Annotated in this window: 19 protein-coding genes and 1 pseudogene; 10 read left to right on the top strand and 10 right to left on the bottom strand. The window is 60.0% G+C overall.

What is annotated here, in order from left to right; translation table 11 throughout:
* The first annotated feature begins 46 nt into the window (after positions 1 to 46).
* The 6 genes from ACYZT0_RS25475 to ACYZT0_RS25450 all read left to right on the top strand — a co-directional run bounded on the left by ACYZT0_RS25475 (position 47) and on the right by ACYZT0_RS25450 (position 5,793).
* Positions 47 to 736: an ABC transporter permease gene (locus tag ACYZT0_RS25475; RefSeq protein ID WP_462043527.1), complete on the top strand. Its 690-nt coding sequence runs from the start codon at positions 47 to 49 to the stop codon at positions 734 to 736.
* Positions 733 to 1,446 carry an ABC transporter permease gene (locus ACYZT0_RS25470; protein WP_462043526.1) on the top strand — a complete coding sequence of 238 codons (714 nt, stop codon included), beginning with the start codon at positions 733 to 735 and terminating at the stop codon, positions 1,444 to 1,446. Before ACYZT0_RS25475 ends, ACYZT0_RS25470 begins: the two co-directional genes overlap by 4 nt.
* 27 nt (positions 1,447 to 1,473) lie before the next feature.
* Positions 1,474 to 2,241, top strand: coding sequence for an ABC transporter ATP-binding protein (locus tag ACYZT0_RS25465; protein WP_462043525.1), 768 nt, complete (start codon positions 1,474 to 1,476; stop codon positions 2,239 to 2,241).
* Between the two features lie 23 nt (positions 2,242 to 2,264).
* Positions 2,265 to 3,377, top strand: coding sequence for a DUF2817 domain-containing protein (locus tag ACYZT0_RS25460; RefSeq protein ID WP_462043524.1), 1,113 nt, complete (start codon positions 2,265 to 2,267; stop codon positions 3,375 to 3,377).
* Between the two features lie 243 nt (positions 3,378 to 3,620).
* The gene (locus ACYZT0_RS25455) at positions 3,621 to 4,688 is read left to right on the top strand and encodes an aromatic ring-hydroxylating dioxygenase subunit alpha (protein ID WP_462043523.1); all 1,068 of its coding nucleotides are present in this window, start codon (positions 3,621 to 3,623) and stop codon (positions 4,686 to 4,688) included.
* A gap of 1 nt (position 4,689) precedes the next feature.
* On the top strand, positions 4,690 to 5,793 hold the full coding sequence (locus tag ACYZT0_RS25450) for an FAD-binding oxidoreductase (protein WP_462043522.1): 1,104 nt from the start codon (positions 4,690 to 4,692) through the stop codon (positions 5,791 to 5,793).
* A 270-nt stretch (positions 5,794 to 6,063) separates the two neighbouring features.
* Here ACYZT0_RS25450 and ACYZT0_RS25445 read toward each other — a convergent pair.
* The 5 genes and pseudogenes from ACYZT0_RS25445 to glyQ form a co-directional block, all read right to left on the bottom strand.
* Positions 6,064 to 6,261: pseudogene (locus ACYZT0_RS25445) on the bottom strand (hypothetical protein); the annotation flags it as partial.
* 306 nt (positions 6,262 to 6,567) lie between these two features.
* Entirely contained in the window at positions 6,568 to 7,347 is a 780-nt protein-coding gene (locus tag ACYZT0_RS25440; protein ID WP_462043521.1) for a lysophospholipid acyltransferase family protein, read from the bottom strand.
* A 90-nt stretch (positions 7,348 to 7,437) separates the two neighbouring features.
* Positions 7,438 to 7,983 carry a D-glycero-beta-D-manno-heptose 1,7-bisphosphate 7-phosphatase gene (gmhB, locus tag ACYZT0_RS25435; RefSeq protein WP_462046633.1) on the bottom strand — a complete coding sequence of 182 codons (546 nt, stop codon included), beginning with the start codon at positions 7,981 to 7,983 and terminating at the stop codon, positions 7,438 to 7,440.
* Between the two features lie 4 nt (positions 7,984 to 7,987).
* Complete coding sequence (glyS, locus tag ACYZT0_RS25430) at positions 7,988 to 10,042, bottom strand: glycine--tRNA ligase subunit beta (protein WP_462043520.1); 2,055 nt, start codon at positions 10,040 to 10,042, stop codon at positions 7,988 to 7,990.
* Positions 10,039 to 10,992 carry a glycine--tRNA ligase subunit alpha gene (gene glyQ, locus ACYZT0_RS25425; protein WP_008155694.1) on the bottom strand — a complete coding sequence of 318 codons (954 nt, stop codon included), beginning with the start codon at positions 10,990 to 10,992 and terminating at the stop codon, positions 10,039 to 10,041. The genes glyS and glyQ overlap by 4 nt, the downstream gene beginning before the upstream one ends.
* 81 nt (positions 10,993 to 11,073) lie before the next feature.
* Between glyQ and tag the strand changes: the two genes are divergently transcribed.
* The 3 genes from tag to ACYZT0_RS25410 all read left to right on the top strand — a co-directional run bounded on the left by tag (position 11,074) and on the right by ACYZT0_RS25410 (position 12,956).
* Positions 11,074 to 11,631, top strand: a complete 558-nt coding sequence (gene tag / locus ACYZT0_RS25420; protein ID WP_462043519.1) for a DNA-3-methyladenine glycosylase I — start codon at positions 11,074 to 11,076, stop codon at positions 11,629 to 11,631.
* Positions 11,632 to 11,671: 40 nt separating this feature from the next.
* Entirely contained in the window at positions 11,672 to 12,559 is an 888-nt protein-coding gene (locus ACYZT0_RS25415) for a lysophospholipid acyltransferase (protein WP_462043518.1), read from the top strand.
* A gap of 157 nt (positions 12,560 to 12,716) precedes the next feature.
* Complete coding sequence (locus ACYZT0_RS25410; RefSeq protein WP_462043517.1) at positions 12,717 to 12,956, top strand: PilZ domain-containing protein; 240 nt, start codon at positions 12,717 to 12,719, stop codon at positions 12,954 to 12,956.
* On the opposite strand, the gene ACYZT0_RS25405 is transcribed toward ACYZT0_RS25410, so the two are convergent.
* The 5 genes from ACYZT0_RS25405 to def all read right to left on the bottom strand — a co-directional run bounded on the left by ACYZT0_RS25405 (position 12,957) and on the right by def (position 17,633).
* Positions 12,957 to 13,271 carry a tetratricopeptide repeat protein gene (locus ACYZT0_RS25405; RefSeq protein WP_462043516.1) on the bottom strand — a complete coding sequence of 105 codons (315 nt, stop codon included), beginning with the start codon at positions 13,269 to 13,271 and terminating at the stop codon, positions 12,957 to 12,959. It abuts the gene before it with no gap.
* 135 nt (positions 13,272 to 13,406) lie between these two features.
* A complete protein-coding gene (trkA, locus tag ACYZT0_RS25400; protein ID WP_462043515.1) occupies positions 13,407 to 14,780 on the bottom strand; it encodes a Trk system potassium transporter TrkA in 1,374 nt (457 codons plus the stop codon).
* Positions 14,781 to 14,802: 22 nt separating this feature from the next.
* A complete protein-coding gene (gene rsmB / locus ACYZT0_RS25395; protein ID WP_462043514.1) occupies positions 14,803 to 16,113 on the bottom strand; it encodes a 16S rRNA (cytosine(967)-C(5))-methyltransferase RsmB in 1,311 nt (436 codons plus the stop codon).
* Positions 16,110 to 17,069, bottom strand: coding sequence for a methionyl-tRNA formyltransferase (gene fmt / locus ACYZT0_RS25390; RefSeq protein WP_462043513.1), 960 nt, complete (start codon positions 17,067 to 17,069; stop codon positions 16,110 to 16,112). The genes rsmB and fmt overlap by 4 nt, the downstream gene beginning before the upstream one ends.
* Positions 17,070 to 17,126: 57 nt before the next feature.
* The gene (gene def, locus ACYZT0_RS25385; protein ID WP_027926190.1) at positions 17,127 to 17,633 is read right to left on the bottom strand and encodes a peptide deformylase; all 507 of its coding nucleotides are present in this window, start codon (positions 17,631 to 17,633) and stop codon (positions 17,127 to 17,129) included.
* 169 nt (positions 17,634 to 17,802) lie between these two features.
* On the opposite strand from def, the gene ACYZT0_RS25380 reads away from it, so the two are divergent.
* Positions 17,803 to 18,828 (top strand): LysM peptidoglycan-binding domain-containing protein, encoded by a 1,026-nt coding sequence (locus tag ACYZT0_RS25380; RefSeq protein WP_462043512.1) that lies wholly within the window; start codon positions 17,803 to 17,805, stop codon positions 18,826 to 18,828.
* The last annotated feature ends 44 nt before the right edge of the window (positions 18,829 to 18,872 follow it).

Below are 18,872 nucleotides of genomic sequence, written 5' to 3'. Positions count from 1 at the left end.
GCAAGGGCCGACCCGCGGGCCGCCCTTGCCAACGGAGAGACAGAACATGCTTTTACAGGGCTATGGTTCGCTCATTCTCGAAGGTACGTTGGCGACCATCCAGCTGGCACTGATGTCCATGGTACTGGCCGTCATGCTGGGCCTGATCGGCGCATCAGCCAAGCTATCGAAACAACCGCTGCCGCGTCACCTGGCAGCCGGCTACACCACGCTGATTCGCAGCGTGCCGGACCTGGTGATCATGTTGTTGCTGTTCTTCAGCCTGCAGATCTGGCTGAACAACCTGACTGAATGGCTGGACACCGAACAGATTGACATCAACCCCTTCGCGGCCGGGGTGCTGACCCTGGGTTTCATCTACGGTGCCTATTTTACCGAGACCTTCCGCGGCGCTTTTCAATCCGTGCCAGCCGGCCAGCTGGAAGCTGCCGTGGCCTACGGCATGAATCGTCGGCAGGTGTTTGTGCGGGTGCTGTTTCCACAAATGATGCGCTTCGCCCTACCGGGAATCGGCAACAACTGGCAGGTGTTGATCAAGGCCACGGCGCTGGTGTCGATCATTGGTTTGATCGATATCGTCAAAGTCACCCAGGACGCGGGCAAGAACTCCATGGACCTGTTTTTCTTCAGCGTGGTCGGCGGCCTGATCTACCTGGCCCTGACCACCGTTTCCAACGGCGTGCTGATGTGGCTTGAACGCCGCTACTCGGTGGGCGTGAGAGGTGCGCAGCTATGATCGATATCATCCAGGAGTACTGGAAAGCTTACCTTTGGTTTGACGGCTACCAATTCTCAGGCGTGGCCATGACCCTCTGGCTGCTGGTCGCTTCCATCGCCATCGGCGGCACCCTGGCCGTGCCGCTGGCCGTGGCGCGAGTCTCGCCCAATCCGCTGCTGCGCATGCCCGTATGGTTCTACACCTACGTGTTTCGCGGCACGCCGCTGTATATCCAACTGCTGATCCTCTACACCGGGATCTACAGCTTGCAAGTGGTGCGCGACCAACCGACCCTCGATGCGTTTTTTCGCGAGGGCATGAACTGCACCCTGCTGGCCTTTGCCCTCAACACGTGTGCCTACACCACGGAGATTTTCGCCGGCGCCATCCGCGCCACGCCCTATGGCGAGATCGAAGCAGGCCGCGCCTATGGCATGTCCACCTTCACCCTGTACCGGCGAATCATCCTGCCCTCGGCATTGCGACGTTCGCTGCCGTACTACAGCAACGAAGTGATCCTGATGCTGCACTCCACCACCCTCGCCTTCACCGCCACCGTGCCCGATTTATTGAAGGTCGCTCGCGACGTCAACTCTGCGACCTACTCCTCGTTCGAAGCCTTCGGCCTGGCGGCGGTGCTGTACGCGCTGATGGTGTTTACCCTGGTCTGGCTGTTTCGTCGCTGCGAAGTGCGCTGGCTGGCCTTCTTGCAACCGCAGGCGCATTGAGTGACCGTCCTTTTGGAGACATCGAACATGTATAAGCTAAGCGTAGATGAGCTGCACAAGAAATACGGCGACCACGAAGTACTCAAGGGCGTATCGCTCAAGGCCAAGGCTGGCGATGTAATCAGCATCATTGGCTCCAGCGGCTCGGGCAAAAGTACCTTCCTGCGTTGCATCAATTTCCTGGAACAGCCGTGCGCCGGAACCATCACGGTGAACAACGAGCAAATCCGCACCAAACAGGATCTCAACGGCGCGCTGCGGGTGGCCGACCCGCGTCAGCTGCAAAAAGTGCGCACCAAACTGGCGATGGTGTTCCAGCACTTCAACCTCTGGCAGCACATGACCGTGCTGGAGAACATCATCGAAGCACCGGTGCATGTGCTGGGCGTCAAGCGCAAGGACGCAGAGGCACGCGCGCGGCAGTACTTGCATAAAGTCGGTCTGGACCCGAGTGTTGAGAAAAAATACCCGTCCCACCTGTCCGGCGGCCAGCAGCAAAGGGTCGCCATTGCCCGTGCCCTGGCCATGGAACCGGAAGTGATGTTGTTCGACGAACCCACCTCCGCGCTGGATCCGGAACTGGTGGGCGAGGTGCTGAAAGTGATGCAGGCCCTGGCCGAGGAAGGTCGCACCATGGTCGTGGTCACCCACGAGATGGGTTTTGCGCGCAACGTCTCCAACCATGTGATGTTCCTGCACCAGGGCCGGGTTGAAGAGCAAGGCCCGCCGGGTGAAGTGCTGGTCAATCCGCAAAGCGAGCGCTTGACCCAGTTCCTCTCCGGCCGCCTGAAGTAACCCCCTTTCGACAGGAGACAACGATGAGTAACGGTTTTCCATCGCACCGCAGCTTTACCCAGCAGCGTGAACAATTCCTCGCCGCCGCCCAAGCCGTCGGCGCCCGTCTGAGCCATTACCCGCACCCATTGCGCGGCCCGTTCGCCGAAGCCCTGGGCACCGATGTGGCCCTGCTCGGCAACCCCCAGGCCAAACGGGTGTTGGTGGCCTTGAGCGGCACCCACGGCGTGGAAGGTTATTACGGCTCGGATTGCCAGCGCCAATGGCTGCAAACCTTCAGCGAGCGCAGCCTGCCCGACGACGTCGCGGTACTGATGATCCACTTGATCAACCCGTGGGGCACGGCCTGGATGCGTCGGGTCAACGAGGACAACATCGACCTCAACCGCAACTACCTGGACTTCACCAAGACACCGCCCGACAACGCGGCTTATGAAACGCTGCACCCGATCTACACCTGCACCCAACTGCGTGGCCCCGAGCGTGAGCGCGCCGATGCCCAGCTCAATGAACGGATCAGCCGCGAGGGCTGGTCGGCAGTTATGTCGATTGTCGAGGCCGGTCAGTATCGCCATCCCGATGGCCTGTTCTACGGTGGTAACAGCTCAAGCTGGTCGAACCAGACCCTGCACCGGATCCTCGGCGAACACCTGGCACACGCCGAGGTCGCGATGTGCTTCGACCTGCACACCGGCGCGGGCGATTATGGCCATCCGATGCTGATGACCATTGCCCAGGCCGCGTACCCGGCACTACCCCAGGCCCAGGCGTTGTTCGGGCCCTGGCTGTTCACCCTGATGACCGGCGCCAACAGCCAGAGCGACACCGGCGTTGCTGCCACTGCCACCGGTTACACCTCCCAGGCCATCATCAACGCCTTGCCCCATGTGCAACTGATGCCGTTCGTGATCGAGTGCGGCACCTACCCTGGTCAACAAATCCATGCGGTGCTGCGCGACGATCAGTGGCTGCACCTACACGGCGACCCAACCGGCCCCGAAGCACGGCAGATCAAGTTGCAACTGCTTGAACAATTCTTCCCCGCGGACAGCGACTGGCAAGAGTTGGTATCGGTGCGAACGCGGCAGATCTGGGAACGGGCGTTGTCCGCGATAGGCACGCGCGGCGGTCTGTAAAACGCACAGCACCCAGTGTGGGGATTGCTCGCGATAACAGTGTGTCAGTCAATACATTTGGCGCCTGATACTCCGCTATCGCGAGCAAGCTCGCTCCCACAGGAGATGTTCGTGGGGGCGCGATAAACACTTAAGCAAACCTAAACCAAACATCAGTTTTACCCATCTATTCTTACTCAACTGGCCTCTCGTATTCTGGATCCGTCGTTAGCCACGATCCGAAGAATAATAAGGAGAGACCCCATGTTTATGCGCAACGCCTGGTATGTCGCCGCCAGTGAAACCGAACTCGGTGAGCAACTGCTTGCGGTCAAGCTGCTGAATGAGGCGGTAGTGCTTTACCGCAAAGGCGATGGCACCCCGGTCGCCCTGGAAGATGCCTGCCCGCATCGCAAACTGCCGTTGTCCTTGGGGCGGCGCCAAGGTGACGACATTGAATGCGGTTACCACGGCCTGACCTTCGACTGCTCGGGCAGTTGCGTGCGCGCCCCCGGCAGTAAGCACGTCCCGCAAGGCGCCAAGGTGCGCAGTTATCCGCTGGCCGTGCGCTACGGCCTGATCTGGATCTGGATGGGCGATGCCGAGCTGGCCGACGCCAGCAAGATTTGCCACGTGCCCGAATGGGGCGATCCAGCCTGGGGCCTGAATCGTGGCGACAGCATGGTCATCCCCTGCAACTACCTGTACATGACCGACAACCTGCTCGACCCCTCCCACGTGGCCTGGGTTCACCAGTCCTCCTTTGGCAGCGTCGCATGCGCCCAGGAACCGCTGCAAACCACGGTGACAGAAGTCGGCGTGATCGTGTCGCGGTGGATGCGCGACATCGAAGTGGCGCCGTTCTACGCTAAGTTCGTCAAGTTCAGCGGCAACTGTGACCGCAAGCAGCATTACGAAGTGCACTACCCGGCCCAGGCCATCATCAAGGCCATCTTCACCCCTGCCGGCACCGGATCGGATGCCGGGCCGGTGCACGAACAGGTGTTCTTGATGAACTCCTACAACTTCATGACCCCCATCGATGAATCCACCACCCGCTACTACTGGTTCCAGGTGCGCAACTTCGACCAGGACAACGAGGAAGTCTCGCGCCAGTTCGATGAGGACGTACGTGACGCTTTCGCCGAAGACCGCGTGGTGCTCGCCGCCGTCCATCAAGGGATGGCCAACAAACGCAGCCCCAATATCGACCTGGCCTCAGACTCGGGGCCCCTGCGTTTCCGGCGCAACCTGGCCAAATTGATTGCCCAGGAACAACCTGCGGACTTGATCCCGCTGGTACAGGCCAAACCGCAAACAGCGGAGGTTTGAGATGAGCAGCCAACCCCAGGGTTTCAAGGCTTGGCGGGTGATCGAGAAAACGCCGGAAAGCGCGGTCATTACCTCCTTCGTCCTGGCGCCGCAGGACGGTCCTGCACCCATGGACTTTCGTCCGGGGCAGTTCCTCACGGTGCGGCTGGTGTTGGGCGACGGCACTCGGGTGCTGCGTAACTACAGCGTCAGTGCCCTCACGGACAACCCGCTCCAGGTACGAATTTCGGTCAAGCGTGAACCCGCCCCGTTCGATCGCCCAGACCTGCCGGCCGGACAAGGTTCCAACCACCTGCACGACGGCGTGCGGGTTGGCGACGTACTCGACATCGCAGGCCCATCCGGCACCTTTGTGCTGGACGAGCAAAGTCCAAGGCCGGTGGTGCTGTTCAGCGGCGGCGTCGGCTTGACGCCCATGCTGAGCATGCTGCATCGCCTGAGCGGCCAGTCGATGCGCCCGGTGCACTTTCTGCACGCCTGCGAAAACGGCGCGGTGCATGGGTTTCGCGATGAAGTGCTGGCCCTGGCCGACCGGCGCCCGGGCATTGAAGTGCACTTCTGTTATCGCAATCCGAGCGAGGCGGATCGTGACCACTTTCACAGCCAGGGTCTGATCAGTCGCCAAACCCTGCACCGCCTGCTGCCGTTGGACGACTATGATATCTACCTGTGCGGCCCTAGGCTTTTCATGCAGGCCAACTGGCGGCTGTTGCGCAGCCTTGGGGTGGCCCGCGAACGAATTCATTACGAGTTTTTTGGCCCGGCGACGGTGCTTGAGGAAGACGACGTCAGTCCAGCGCCGCCACCTGAGCCGACGCTGAGCGAACCTGTGGCAAAGGACGGCGCCGTAAGTGTCTGCTTCATGCCGTCCGGCACCCGCGTAGCCTGGGATGAAAACTGCCATTCATTGCTCGAATTGGCCGAACAGGCGGGCCTGACTCCGGCGTTCAATTGCCGGGCGGGCTTGTGCAATACCTGCCAGGTGAGCTTGCGCGAAGGTACGGTCGAGTACTTCGACGACCCGCTGGACGCTCCGCCAAACGGCGACATCCTGTTGTGCTGTACGCGGCCCACCAGTGCGATCACGGTGCAACTGCGCCAATAGCAAGCGCCGTAGGCAAAGTCGACCGCGTGTCTGAGGCTGGGCGCAAAAAATCAGATCCAATATTTGGGTTAATCGAGTCTGATTTTTTTGCGCCCACTGCAATGAAATATCAAAACGGGGTGATGTAGCCCTGAGATCAACAAGACTTTTTGATCAGGCTTCGTTCAGAAGCTTTTTGCGCAATTCGGCCAGCGTCGCTTCGATTTCTTCTGCGCCGACAGTTATTGCGATTTTAGTTTCCCAACGCCAAGTACCGGGCCGCGTTGCGCCCAGCGCCAGGGCAGGTGCCGCGATCTGGTAGATGCCATCAGGCAGGGGGCCGAGCAGCTGTCCCACGTCTGGCAGGCAGATGCAGCCGTCCAGGCACACTTGTTTCTCTCCAGCTGGGCAGGCGTTGGTCTGGGCTGGAACTTCAAGAGTCAGGCAAAGAACAATCAGCGCCACCAGGCGCGTGGTGATGAGCGGCATTGGGCCCTCCAAGGACGCCCGAACTCCTCTATTTTGTGAACCTACATTCAGCGAACCTACCAAACAAAAAAGGCCAACACCTAGTGTTGGCCTTTTTTATCTCTTCAAAAAATGGTCGCAGAAGCGAAAACATCGCAAATCGCGCGCATAAAAAACCGGCTATATCAGCCGGTTTTTTGCGCCCGAAAAAACTTATGCACCATTTACCGAGTTTTATGAGTTTAAGAAATATGTATATAAATCATAAGAATATGATAAAAAAACGTTAGTTTTCGGTGAAACGGTACACAGGTTATCCACAGAATCTCAGACAGCCAATTGATCAGTTGCGGCTGGCGCTTGAGGGGCCGGTGGCAACGAACCCATATCCCGTTGCATTTGCTCGTTCCAGGCTTGAACCCGGTCGTTCAATGCGGCAATGGCTCGCGGCCCGCTGCCCTCGGCATACATCGGTTCACCGATGATCACGGTGATCACGCCCTGCTTTTTCGCCCAACCGGTTTTTGGCCAGAACTTGCCAGCATTGTGTGCAATCGGCAGCACCGGAAGATCGGCGTTGACGGCCAACGCGCTACCACCGCGCGAGAACTTGCCGACGGTGCCGTAGGGAACGCGCGTGCCTTCCGGGAAGATCAGCACCCAGACGCCATCCTTCAGCAACTCATCGCCCTTCTTCGCCACATGTTTGAGCGCGGCTTTCGGGTTGTCGCGATCGATGGCGATCGGTCGCAGCATGGCCATCGCCCAGCCGAAGAACGGCACGAACAGCAGTGAACGCTTGAGGACCTGACTCAACGGCTCAAAGTAAGCCGATAGAAAGAACGTCTCCCAGGTGCTCTGGTGGTTCGACTGAATCACGCAGGGCTGATCAGGCACGTTCTCGGCACCCTTCACTTCATAGCTGATGCCCAAAAACACTTTGCTCAGCCACAACGCGCAGCGGCACCAGTACACGTTAATGAAGCGATATCGGGCCTTGAACGGCAGAAAAGGCGCGATAAAAAAGCTCAGGCTGCACCAAAGCAAAGAGCTGGTGCCCAGCAACAGATAAAAGAGGAACGTTCTGATGGCCTGCAATATCGACATGGCGACGTTTACCGTGCGGGCACTGCCCGTCTATATAAAGCGCACTTCCCTTTCATCCTTGGACAGGAATTTCAGAAGCGCAGGACTTATTTAAGTGCATTTGTGCACAAGTTCCGCGGCAATCGCCGCCAGATCGTCAAAAATCAAGGTGCCTACCGGCAGGGTCTTGCCCTGAGTCTTCTGGCCTTTTCCGGTCTTAACCAAAACTGGCTGAGAATCGACGGCTTTGGCGGCCTCCAGGTCACCGAGACTGTCGCCGACGAACCATAGATTCGTCAGCGATACGTTGTAATGAGCGGCGATGGTTTTCAACATCCCGGGTTTTGGCTTGCGGCAATCGCAGCCTTCATCCGGCCCGTGCGGGCAATAGACGATCAGCCCGACCTCACCACCCTGATCCGCCACCAACGAGCGCAAGCGCTCGTGCATGGCGTGCAGGGTGGCGATGTCGTAATAGCCGCGAGCGATGCCCGACTGGTTGGTAGCCACCGCTACCGTCCAGCCGGCCTTGCTCAACTGCGCGATGGCTTCGATCGCACCGGGGAGCGGAATCCACTCCTCCACCGACTTGATGTAAGCGTCGGAGTCGTAATTGATCACCCCGTCCCGATCGAGAATCAGCAGTTTCAACAGCAGCCCCTCAGCCCAGCAGCGAGATGTCGGCGACGCCGAGGAACAGCCCACGCAGACGTGCCAGCAACGCATAACGGTTGGCGCGGACCTTGGCGTCTTCGGCGTTGACCATCACGGCTTCGAAGAACGCATCCACCGGCTCGCGCAAGGCAGCCAAGCGTGCCAGCGATTCGCTGTACTGACGCGCAGCGGCCATCGGCTGGACAGCCTGGTCAGCCTGCTGGATCGCCGAATACAGGGAGAACTCGTTGGCGTTGTCGAAGTACTTGGCTTCCACGACCGAAGGAACAGAGCCTTCTACCTTGCTCAGCAAGTTCGAAACGCGCTTGTTCACCGCGGCCAGGGCGGCGGCTTCCGGCAACTTGCGAAACGCCTCTACCGCTTGTACGCGCTGATCGAAGTCCAGCGCCGAACCCGGCTTCAGGGCACGCACCGACAGGTACGTCCCGACATCAACGCCTTCGTCTTCGTAACGGGCACGCAGGCGGTCGAAGATGAACTCCAGCACCGAGTCGTTCAGGCCTGCGGCCTTGACCTTGGTACCGAACGCATTCACGGCGAAAGCCACGGCGTCGTTCAGGTCGAGGTCGAGTTTCTTGTCGATCAGGATTCGCAATACACCCAGCGCTGCACGGCGCAGGGCATACGGGTCTTTGCTACCGGTCGGCAGCATGCCGATGCCGAAAATGCCGACCAGCGTGTCGAGCTTGTCCGCGATAGCCACGGCCGCACCGGTCAAGGTGGTCGGCAGTTCAGCGCCGGCACCGCGCGGCATGTACTGCTCGTTCAGGGCCAGTGCAACATCTTGCGGCTCGCCGTCGTTGAGGGCGTAGTAGTAACCGGCGACACCTTGCATTTCCGGGAACTCGCCGACCATCTCGGTCGCCAGGTCGCACTTGGACAGCAGGCCGGCACGGGAAGCCCACACGGCGTTGCCGCCAATGCGTTGAGCGATGAACGCAGCGAGTTTGGAAACGCGCTCGGCCTTGTCGTAGACGCTGCCGAGTTTTTCCTGGAACACCACATTCTGCAGACGCAGGTTGAAGTCTTCGAGTTTCTGCTTCTTGTCTTGCTTGAAGAAGAACTCAGCGTCGGTCAGACGTGGACGAACCACTTTCTCGTTACCGGCGATGATTTGTTGCGGGTCTTTGCTTTCGATGTTGGCCACAGTAATGAAGCGTGGCAGCAACTTGCCGTCGGCATCCAGCAGGCAGAAGTACTTCTGGTTGTCCTGCATGGTGGTGATCAGCGCTTCTTGCGGCACATCGAGGAAACGTTCCTCGAACGAGCACACCAGCGGCACCGGCCATTCAACCAGCGCGGTCACTTCGTCGAGCAGGGCTGGCGGAACGATTGCAGTCCCTTCCTGCATCGTTGCCAGCTCTTCGACGCGCTTGCTGATCAGCTCGCGACGCTCATTGGCATCGGCCAATACGTAAGCGGCTCGCAGGTCGGTCAGGTAGTTGGCCGGCGAGGTGATGCGCACACTTTCCGGGTGATGGAAGCGGTGACCACGGGAATCGCGACCCGATTTCTGGGCGAGGAGGGTGCAGTCGATGACCTGGTCACCGAGCAGCATCACCAGCCACTGAGTTGGGCGAACGAACTCTTCCTTGCGAGCACCCCAGCGCATGCGCTTGGGGATCGGCAGGTCGTTCAGAGAATCTTCGACGATGGTCGGCAGCAGGCTCGCGGTCGGTTTGCCGGCGATGCTTTGGCTGTAACGCAGTTTCGCGCCGCTCTGATCGATTTCGCTCAGGTCGACGCCGCACTTCTTGGCGAAGCCCAATGCCGCTTGAGTCGGATTGCCTTCGGCATCGAACGCGGCCTGACGTGGCGGGCCATCGAGATTGATGCTGCGATCCGGCTGCTGAGTTGCCAGCGAAGTGATCAACACAGCCAGGCGACGTGGCGCGGCGTAGACGGTTTTGGTCTCGTAGTTCAGGCCTGCAGCTTGCAGGCCCTTGTCGATACCGGCCAGGAACGCGTCGGCCAGGGAGTTCAGGGCTTTGGGTGGCAGTTCTTCGGTGCCCAGTTCAACCAGAAAATCTTGAGCACTCATTGTGCAGCCTCCAGCTTAGCCAACACTTCATCACGCAGGTCCGGGGTCGCCATCGGGAAGCCCAGCTTGGCGCGAGCCAGCAGGTAGGCTTGCGCAACGGAACGCGCCAGAGTGCGGACACGCAGAATGTATTGCTGACGCGCGGTCACCGAGATCGCCCGGCGAGCATCCAGCAGGTTGAAGGTATGAGACGCCTTCAACACCATTTCGTAGCTCGGCAACGGCAGCGGCTGGTCGAGTTCGATCAGGCGCTTGGCTTCGCTTTCGTAGAAATCGAACAGTTCGAACAGCTTCTCGACGTTGGCGTGTTCGAAGTTGTAGGTCGATTGCTCGACTTCGTTCTGGTGGAACACGTCGCCGTAAGTCACTTTGCCCATCGGGCCGTCAGCCCAGACGAGGTCGTAGACCGAGTCCACGCCTTGCAGGTACATGGCCAGACGCTCGAGACCGTAAGTGATCTCGCCGGTCACCGGGTAGCACTCGATGCCGCCCGCTTGCTGGAAGTAAGTGAACTGCGTCACTTCCATGCCGTTGAGCCAGACTTCCCAACCCAGGCCCCAGGCGCCAAGGGTCGGCGATTCCCAGTTGTCTTCAACAAAGCGAATGTCGTGGACCAACGGGTCCAGACCGACGTGCTTCAGGGAGCCCAGGTACAGTTCCTGAAAGTTGTCCGGGTTCGGCTTCAGCACTACCTGGAATTGGTAGTAGTGCTGCAGACGGTTCGGGTTTTCGCCGTAGCGGCCGTCAGTCGGGCGACGACTGGGCTGCACATAAGCGGCGTTCCAGGTTTCCGGGCCAATGGCGCGCAGGAACGTGGCAGTGTGGAAAGTCCCGGCGCCTACTTCCATATCGTAGGGCTGAAGTACCACACAACCTTGCTCGGCCCAGTATTGCTGGAGGGCGAGGATCAAGTCTTGGAAGGTACGCACGGCTGGCGTAGGCTGGCTCACGAAATTCACCTGTTTCTTGGGCTGCGATTTAAAGAGCGGGAGTATACCCGATTCGGTCCTGCGCACGCCCCCTGGAGCCTTATGCCACGCTGCTTTTGGTGTTCCGAAGATCCGCTGTACATGGCTTATCACGATCAGGAGTGGGGTACGCCGCTACGCGATGCGCAGGGCTTGTTCGAGTTGCTTTTGCTCGAAGGGTTCCAGGCCGGCCTTTCCTGGATCACCGTGCTGCGCAAACGTGAGCGTTATCGCGAGGTGCTGTTCGGCTTTGACGTACAGCGCGTGGCGCAAATGAGCGACGCCGAAATCGATGAATTGATGCTCGATCCGGGCATCATTCGCAATCGCCTCAAACTCAACGCGGCCCGGCGCAATGCCCAGGCCTGGCTGGCGCTGGAAGATCCGGTGGAGTTCCTCTGGTCCTTCGTCGACGGCAAACCTGTGATCAATCATTTCAAGGATCGCAGCGAAGTGCCGGCCGTGACGCCGACCGCCGTGGAGATGAGCAAAGGTCTGAAAAAGGCCGGCTTCACCTTCGTCGGCCCGACTATTTGCTACGCGCTGATGCAGGCCTCGGGCATGGTCATGGACCACACCCGCGATTGCGATCGTTACGCGACACTGGCGAACGGCGGTTAGAATAGCCGCCTCGCGCACAGCACAAGATCAGGAGTGACCTGTGGATAAGTTTAAAGGCGCCTTGCTGGTAGGCGCTCTGCGGCTGTTTGCCCTGCTCCCGTGGCGGGCAGTGCAGGCAGTGGGCTCGGCCATCGGCTGGGTGATGTGGAAAACCCCCAACCGTTCCCGCGATGTGGTGCGGATCAATCTCGCCAAGTGCTTCCCCGAGATGGACCCGGCTGAACGGGAGCGTCTGGTCGGCCAGAGTCTGAAAGACATCGGCAAGTCCCTGACCGAAAGCGCCTGCGCCTGGATCTGGCCGGCCCAGCGCTCCATTGACCTGGTGCGTGAAGTCGAGGGTCTCGACGTATTAAAGGACGCCCTCGCCTCCGGCAAAGGTGTGGTCGGTATCACCAGCCACCTGGGCAATTGGGAGGTGCTGAACCACTTCTATTGCAACCAGTGCAAACCGATCATTTTCTATCGCCCGCCGAAATTGAAGGCTGTGGATGATTTGCTGCGCAAGCAGCGGGTGCAATTGGGCAACCGGGTGGCCGCTTCCACCAGGGAAGGCATTCTCAGTGTCATCAAGGAAGTGCGCAAAGGCGGTGCAGTGGGCATTCCCGCTGACCCGGAACCGGCCGAATCCGCCGGGATCTTCGTGCCGTTCTTCGCCACTCAGGCCCTGACCAGCAAGTTCGTACCCAACATGCTCGCCGGCGGTAAAGCGGTCGGCGTGTTCCTGCATGCGCTACGTCTGCCGGACGGTTCGGGTTACAAAGTGATCCTCGAAGCCGCGCCAGAAGCCATGTACAGCACCGATACCGAGACGTCCTGCGCGGCCATGAGCCAGGTAGTCGAGCGCTATGTGCGGGCATATCCGAGTCAGTACATGTGGAGCATGAAGCGCTTCAAAAAGCGTCCACCGGGTGAAGAACGCTGGTATTGAGTTGATTGGCATGATCTGTGGATAACCAAGGAGCGGGGCTTGCCCACTAAGACGCCATAACATTCAACATAGTGTTGGATGCCATATCGCCTTCGCGGGCAAGCCTCGCTCCTACGGGTTTGGGTTATCCACAACCGTTCAATAAAGGGCGCAGAAGATGTCCGAACACCGCAAATCTTTTCGTATCAAGATCAGTCACCACAGCTTCGGCGAATGCCTGGGCCAAACGCGTGACCTGTCGACGACAGGCGTCTACGTCAAGCATCCGCGCTTGTCGGCGCTACCCAAGGGCGCGGTGGTTTACGGTCAAGTGCAGGACTTACCCACAGGCGCGCCGCGCGTGCGCATGGAAGTGGTGCTGGTGGATGCCGAGGGCATTGGCCTGCGATACCTCTGATCAGTGGGCTTGACGCTCAAGCTTCTTCAGAAACACCGTCATTTCCTTTTCTGCCTGCTTATCGCCATGGGCGCGAGCAGCTTCCAGGCCCTGTTCCCACGCCTGACGTGCGGACGCGAAATCCTCCAGCCCCAGATGGGCCTTGCCCAAAAGCTTCCAGGCCGCCGAATACTTCGGATCAAATTCGACGCAATGCTGAAAATGCTCGGCGGCCTTGGCGTGTTCCCCAAGATCCAGGTAACCCTTGCCCAGGCCGAAGCGCAGCAATGCGTTATCCACACCCTTGGCGAGCATTTTTTCCAGGGATTCGAGCATTTTTTAACACCTCTTTAGACAGCGATCGTTCCCCCGCTCTGCGTGGGAATGCCTCAATGGACGCTCCGCGTCCGCGTCGGCAGGGACGCGGAGCGTCCCGGGCTGCATTCCCACGCGGAGCATGGGAACGATCGGTTAGAAGAAGCTGAGTCCTACATGAAACAACTTTTCCACATCCCGAATATGCTTTTTATCCACAAGGAACAGAATCACATGGTCACCCGCCGCGATTACTGTGTCGTCGCGGGCAATGATCACTTCTTCGTCGCGGATGATTGCGCCAATGGTGGTGCCCGGCGGCAAGCCAATGTTCTCAATGGACTTGCCGATGACCTTACTCGACTTCTCATCACCGTGGGCAATCGCCTCGATGGCTTCCGCCGCGCCCCGGCGCAATGAGTGCACGCTGACGATATCGCCACGGCGCACGTGAGCCAGCAAGGTGCCGATGGTCGCCAATTGCGGGCTGATGGCGATGTCGATGTCGCCGCCCTGGATCAGGTCGACGTAGGCCGGGTTGTTGATGATGGTCATCACCTTCTTCGCACCCAGGCGCTTGGCGAGCAGCGACGACATGATGTTGGCTTCGTCGTCGTTGGTCAGGGCCAGGAAAAGGTCAGCGTCGGCGATGTTCTCCTCCATTAGCAAATCGCGGTCGGAGGCACTGCCCTGCAACACCACCGTGCTGTCGAGGGTGTCCGAGAGATGACGGCAGCGCGCCGGGTTCATCTCGATGATCTTCACCTGGTAACGACTTTCGATGGCCTCGGCCAGACGCTCACCGATCTGTCCGCCACCGGCGATAACGATGCGCTTGTAGCTCTCATCGAGGCGGCGCATTTCGCTCATCACCGCGCGAATATTCGCCTGCGCCGCGATGAAAAAGACTTCGTCGTCCGCCTCGATCACCGTATCGCCCTGAGGCAGGATCGGCCGATCGCGACGGAAAATCGCCGCCACGCGGGTTTCGACATTCGGCATGTGTTCACGCAACTGGCGCAGCTGCTGGCCCACCAGTGGGCCGCCGTAGTACGCCTTGACCGCCACCAATTGCGCCTTGCCTTCGGCGAAATCGATTACCTGCAGGGCGCCCGGATGCTGGATCAGTCGCTTGATGTAGTTGGTGACCACTTGCTCCGGGCTGATCAGCACGTCCACCGGAATCGCTTCGTTGTCGAACAGCTCGGAGCGAGTCAGGTACGCGGCTTCGCGCACCCGGGCAATCTTGGTCGGGGTGTGAAACAGGGTGTGGGCCACCTGGCAGGCAACCATGTTGGTTTCATCGCTGTTGGTCACCGCCACCAGCATGTCGGCGTCGTCCGCGCCGGCCTGACGCAGCACCGTCGGCAGTGAGCCGCGGCCCTGCACGGTGCGGATGTCCAGCCGATCACCGAGGTCGCGCAGGCGTTCGCCATCAGTGTCGACCACCGTGATGTCGTTGGCCTCGCTGGCCAAGTGTTCCGCCAGCGAACCGCCGACCTGCCCTGCGCCGAGGATGATGATTTTCATCCAGTCACTCCATTGAATCCATTTAACCGCGCGCGGCGGCGATCTTGATCAGCTTGGCGTAGTAGAACCCGTCGTGGCCGCCTTCCTGGGCCAGCAACTGGCGACCATGAGGCTGCTTGATGCCGGCCGCAGTGGCGAGGTCCAGTTCACGGGCGCCCGGGGTACGAGCGAGGAACGCTTCGATGACTTCAGTGTTCTCGGTCGGCAGCGTGGAACATGTTGCGTAAAGCAGAATGCCGCCGACTTCCAGCGTTAACCACATGGCGTCGAGCAGCTCGCCCTGAAGCACCGCCAGCGCGGCGATGTCATCGGGTTGGCGGGTCAGTTTGATGTCGGGATGGCGACGGATCACGCCGGTGGCCGAGCACGGCGCGTCCAGCAGAATGCGTTGAAACGGTTTGCCGTCCCACCAGGTGGCGGTGTCGCGGCCGTCGGCGGCGATCAGTTCGGCGCTGAGGCCCAGACGTGCGAGGTTTTCCCGCACTCGCACCAGACGTTTGGCTTCCAGGTCCACCGCTACAACGCCGGCGAGTGCCGGCTCGGCTTCAAGAATGTGGCAAGTCTTGCCGCCCGGCGCGCAGCAAGCGTCCAGCACCCGTTGGCCTGGCGCCAGGTCGAGCAGGTCGGCGGCCAGTTGCGCCGCTTCATCCTGCACGCTGATCCAGCCTTCGGCGAAACCCGGCAGGCTGCGCACGTCGGCGGCGGCGTCGAGGATGATGCCGTCCTGACTGTAAACGCACGGCGTGGCGGCGATACCGGCTTCGCTCAGCAACACGAGATAAGCATCGCGGGTGTGATGGCGACGGTTGACTCGCAGAATCATCGGCGGGTGCGCGTTGTTCGCCACACAAATGGCTTCCCACTGTTCAGGCCAGAAAGCCTTGAGGGATTTTTGCAGCCAGCGCGGATGGGCGGTGCGCACCACCGGGTCATGTTCCAGCTCGGCCAGCAGCGCTTCGCTTTCCCGCTGGGCGCGACGCAACACGGCGTTGAGCAAAGCCTTGGCCCACGGCTTTTTCAGCTTGTCGGCGCAACCCACGGTTTCACCGATGGCGGCGTGGGCCGGGACCCGGGTGTAAAGCAGTTGATAGAGACCGACCAGCAATAGCGCTTCGACATCGGCGTCGGCTGCCTTGAACGGTTTCTGCAGCAATTTGGCCGCCAGCGCTGACAAACGCGGCTGCCAGCGAGCGGTGCCAAACGCCAGGTCCTGGGTGAAGCCGCGATCACGGTCTTCGACCTTGTCCATCTGTGTCGGCAGGGAACTATTGAGTGAGGCTTTTCCGTTAAGAACAGCAGCAAGTGCCTTGGCGGCGGCCAGACGTGGATTCATTGAGCGTCCGCCACTTGACCGAGAACGGTGCCAACAGCGAATTTCTCACGTCGGCTGTTGAACAAGTCGCTGAAGTTCAGCGCCTTGCCGCCCGGCAATTGCAGACGAGTCAGGCACAGGGCCTGTTCACCGCAGGCGACAATCAAGCCGTCCTTGCTGGCGCTGAGGATTTCACCCGGCGCGCCCTGCCCTTCGGCGAGGTTCGCGGCCAGCACTTTCAGCGCTTCGCCGTTCAGCGTGCTGTGGGTAATCGGCCATGGGTTGAAGGCGCGAACAAGGCGTTCCAGTTCAACGGCTGGACGGCTCCAGTCGATACGCGCTTCATCTTTGTTCAATTTGTGAGCATAAGTGGCGAGGCTGTCGTCCTGCACTTCACTTTCCAGAGTGCCCGCAGCGAGGCCGGCAATCGCCTGGATCACGGCGGGTGGACCCATTTGCGCCAGACGGTCGTGGAGACTGCCCCCGGTGTCTTCACCGGTGATCGGCGTGGTGACTTTCAGCAGCATCGGCCCGGTGTCGAGGCCCAGTTCCATGCGCATCACAGTCACACCGCTTTCGCTGTCACCCGCTTCAACGGCGCGCTGAATCGGCGCCGCACCGCGCCAGCGTGGCAGCAAGGATGCGTGGCTGTTGATGCAGCCCAGGCGCGGAATATCCAACACCACTTGCGGCAGGATCAGGCCGTAGGCGACCACCACCAGCAAGTCCGGCTTGAGCGCGGCCAGTTCAGCCTGAGCGTCTTCGTTGCGCAGCGTCGGCGGTTGCAGCACCGGGATGTTGTTTTCCAATGCCAGCTGCTTGACCGGGCTTGGCATCAGCTTTTGCCCGCGGCCCGCCGGACGGTCCGGTTGGGTGTAGACCGCGACGATCTCATAAGGGCTGTCGAGCAGGGCCTTGAGGTGTTCGGCGGCGAATTCCGGGGTGCCGGCAAAGACGATGCGCAGTGGCTCAGTCATGGAAGCAATCTCTGAAAAGAAAAAGGCTTGCCGCAGCAAGCCTTTGAAAGGAGGGCATCAAGCGTTCTGGCGATGGAGCTTTTCCAGTTTCTTCTTGATTCGGTCGCGTTTGAGACTGGACAGGTAGTCGACGAACAATTTGCCGTTCAGGTGGTCGCATTCATGCTGGATGCACACCGCGAGCAGGCCTTCGGCGATCAGTTCGTAAGGCTGGCCGTCGCGGTCCAGGGCCTTGATTTTGACCTTCTGCGGGCGATCGACGTTTTCGTAGAAGCCCGGCACAGAGAGGCAGCCTTCCTGATACTGCTCCATCTCGTCGGTCAGGGTTTCGAACTCGGGGTTGATGAACACCCGTGGTTCGCTGCGGTCTTCGGAGAGGTCCATGACGACGATACGTTTGTGCACGTTCACCTGGGTCGCGGCGAGACCGATGCCTGGCGCTTCATACATTGTTTCAAACATGTCATCGACCAACTGACGCACTTCGTCGTCCACTACGGCCACAGGTTTGGCGATAGTGCGCAGGCGCGAGTCGGGGAATTCGAGGATGTCTAAAATGGCCATAAGCTTAATTGCTGCACGTGTGAGGTAATGTCGGGTCGATGGCCTGGCGGGTCCGAAGATGCAGGCTACCGTTGTAAAACGTAGCTCCCTTCTTTTCGAGAAGAGTCAGGAGCGAGCCACGGGGGCTCTGGCGTTTCACGTGAACGCACATAATAAAGGGATTCACCGCATGAGGAAATCACTACTCGCCTTGCTCCTTCTGGCCTCGGCCGGTTTGGCGTACGGGCAAGTGCAACTCAAGGAAGGTTTTCCACAGCAATACACCGTAGTATCGGGTGACACACTCTGGGACATATCGGGGAAATTCCTCCGTGAGCCGTGGAAATGGCCGGAGCTCTGGCAGGCCAATCCACAGATCGAAAACCCCAATCTCATCTACCCCGGCGACTCGCTTTCGCTGGTCTACGTCAATGGCCAGCCGCGCCTGACCCTCAACCGCGGCGCTTCCCGGGGCACCATCAAGCTTTCGCCACGCATCCGCAGCAGCCCGGTCGCCGACGCCATCCCGAGCATTCCGCTGCAATCGATCAACAGCTTTCTGCTGAGCAACCGCATCGTCGACAAGGTCGAGGACTTCGACAAGGCGCCTTATATCGTCGCCGGCGATGCCGAACGGGTGCTCAGTGGCACCGGTGACCGAATCTTCGCTCGCGGCCACTTTGACCCAGCCCAGCCGGTTTACGGCATCTTCCGTCAGGGCAAGATCTACACCGATCCTGGCAGCAAAGAGTTTTTGGGGATCAATGCCGACGACATCGGCAGTGGCGAGATCGTGGCCACCGAAGGCGACGTCGCCACCCTGGCGCTGCAACGCACTACTCAAGAGGTTCGCCTGGGCGACCGCTTGTTCAGCGGTGAAGAGCGATCGATCAACTCGACCTTCATGCCCAGTGCGCCAGCAACCGAGATCAACGGGTTGATCATCGACGTGCCGCGCGGTGTCACGCAGATTGGCGCACTGGATGTGGTCACGCTGAACAAGGGCCGGCGCGATGGTCTCGCCGAAGGCAATGTGCTGGTGGTGATGAAAACCGGCGAGACTGTGCGTGACCGAATCACCGGTCAGCCACTGAAAATCCCGGATGAACGCGCCGGTTTGCTGATGGTTTTCCGCACCTACGACAAGCTCAGCTACGGGCTGGTGCTCAACGCATCACGCTCCCTGGCGGTCCTGGACAAGGTGCGAAATCCGTAAGTAAGCTCCACAAGTTACCAACAGAGTTATCCACAGCTTATTCC

The sequence above is a fragment of the Pseudomonas sp. ZS1P83 genome (assembly GCF_054897825.1).
This window is presented reverse-complemented; position numbering and strand designations above follow the sequence as displayed.

What these genes read in the sequence shown, in the direction of transcription:
- ACYZT0_RS25460 (WP_462043524.1), top strand. Translation starts at nt 2,265, where the DNA reads ATGAGTAACGGTTTTCCATCGCACCGCAGCTTTACCCAGCAGCGTGAA.
- rsmB (WP_462043514.1), bottom strand. Translation starts at nt 16,113, where the DNA reads ATGAATCCACGTCTGGCCGCCGCCAAGGCACTTGCTGCTGTTCTTAAC.
- ACYZT0_RS25410 (WP_462043517.1), top strand. Translation starts at nt 12,717, where the DNA reads ATGTCCGAACACCGCAAATCTTTTCGTATCAAGATCAGTCACCACAGC.
- ACYZT0_RS25475 (WP_462043527.1), top strand. Translation starts at nt 47, where the DNA reads ATGCTTTTACAGGGCTATGGTTCGCTCATTCTCGAAGGTACGTTGGCG.
- fmt (WP_462043513.1), bottom strand. Translation starts at nt 17,069, where the DNA reads ATGACTGAGCCACTGCGCATCGTCTTTGCCGGCACCCCGGAATTCGCC.
- tag (WP_462043519.1), top strand. Translation starts at nt 11,074, where the DNA reads ATGCCACGCTGCTTTTGGTGTTCCGAAGATCCGCTGTACATGGCTTAT.
- def (WP_027926190.1), bottom strand. Translation starts at nt 17,633, where the DNA reads ATGGCCATTTTAGACATCCTCGAATTCCCCGACTCGCGCCTGCGCACT.
- ACYZT0_RS25405 (WP_462043516.1), bottom strand. Translation starts at nt 13,271, where the DNA reads ATGCTCGAATCCCTGGAAAAAATGCTCGCCAAGGGTGTGGATAACGCA.
- ACYZT0_RS25465 (WP_462043525.1), top strand. Translation starts at nt 1,474, where the DNA reads ATGTATAAGCTAAGCGTAGATGAGCTGCACAAGAAATACGGCGACCAC.
- trkA (WP_462043515.1), bottom strand. Translation starts at nt 14,780, where the DNA reads ATGAAAATCATCATCCTCGGCGCAGGGCAGGTCGGCGGTTCGCTGGCG.
- glyS (WP_462043520.1), bottom strand. Translation starts at nt 10,042, where the DNA reads ATGAGTGCTCAAGATTTTCTGGTTGAACTGGGCACCGAAGAACTGCCA.
- ACYZT0_RS25470 (WP_462043526.1), top strand. Translation starts at nt 733, where the DNA reads ATGATCGATATCATCCAGGAGTACTGGAAAGCTTACCTTTGGTTTGAC.
- ACYZT0_RS25455 (WP_462043523.1), top strand. Translation starts at nt 3,621, where the DNA reads ATGTTTATGCGCAACGCCTGGTATGTCGCCGCCAGTGAAACCGAACTC.
- ACYZT0_RS25450 (WP_462043522.1), top strand. Translation starts at nt 4,690, where the DNA reads ATGAGCAGCCAACCCCAGGGTTTCAAGGCTTGGCGGGTGATCGAGAAA.
- ACYZT0_RS25440 (WP_462043521.1), bottom strand. Translation starts at nt 7,347, where the DNA reads ATGTCGATATTGCAGGCCATCAGAACGTTCCTCTTTTATCTGTTGCTG.
- ACYZT0_RS25380 (WP_462043512.1), top strand. Translation starts at nt 17,803, where the DNA reads ATGAGGAAATCACTACTCGCCTTGCTCCTTCTGGCCTCGGCCGGTTTG.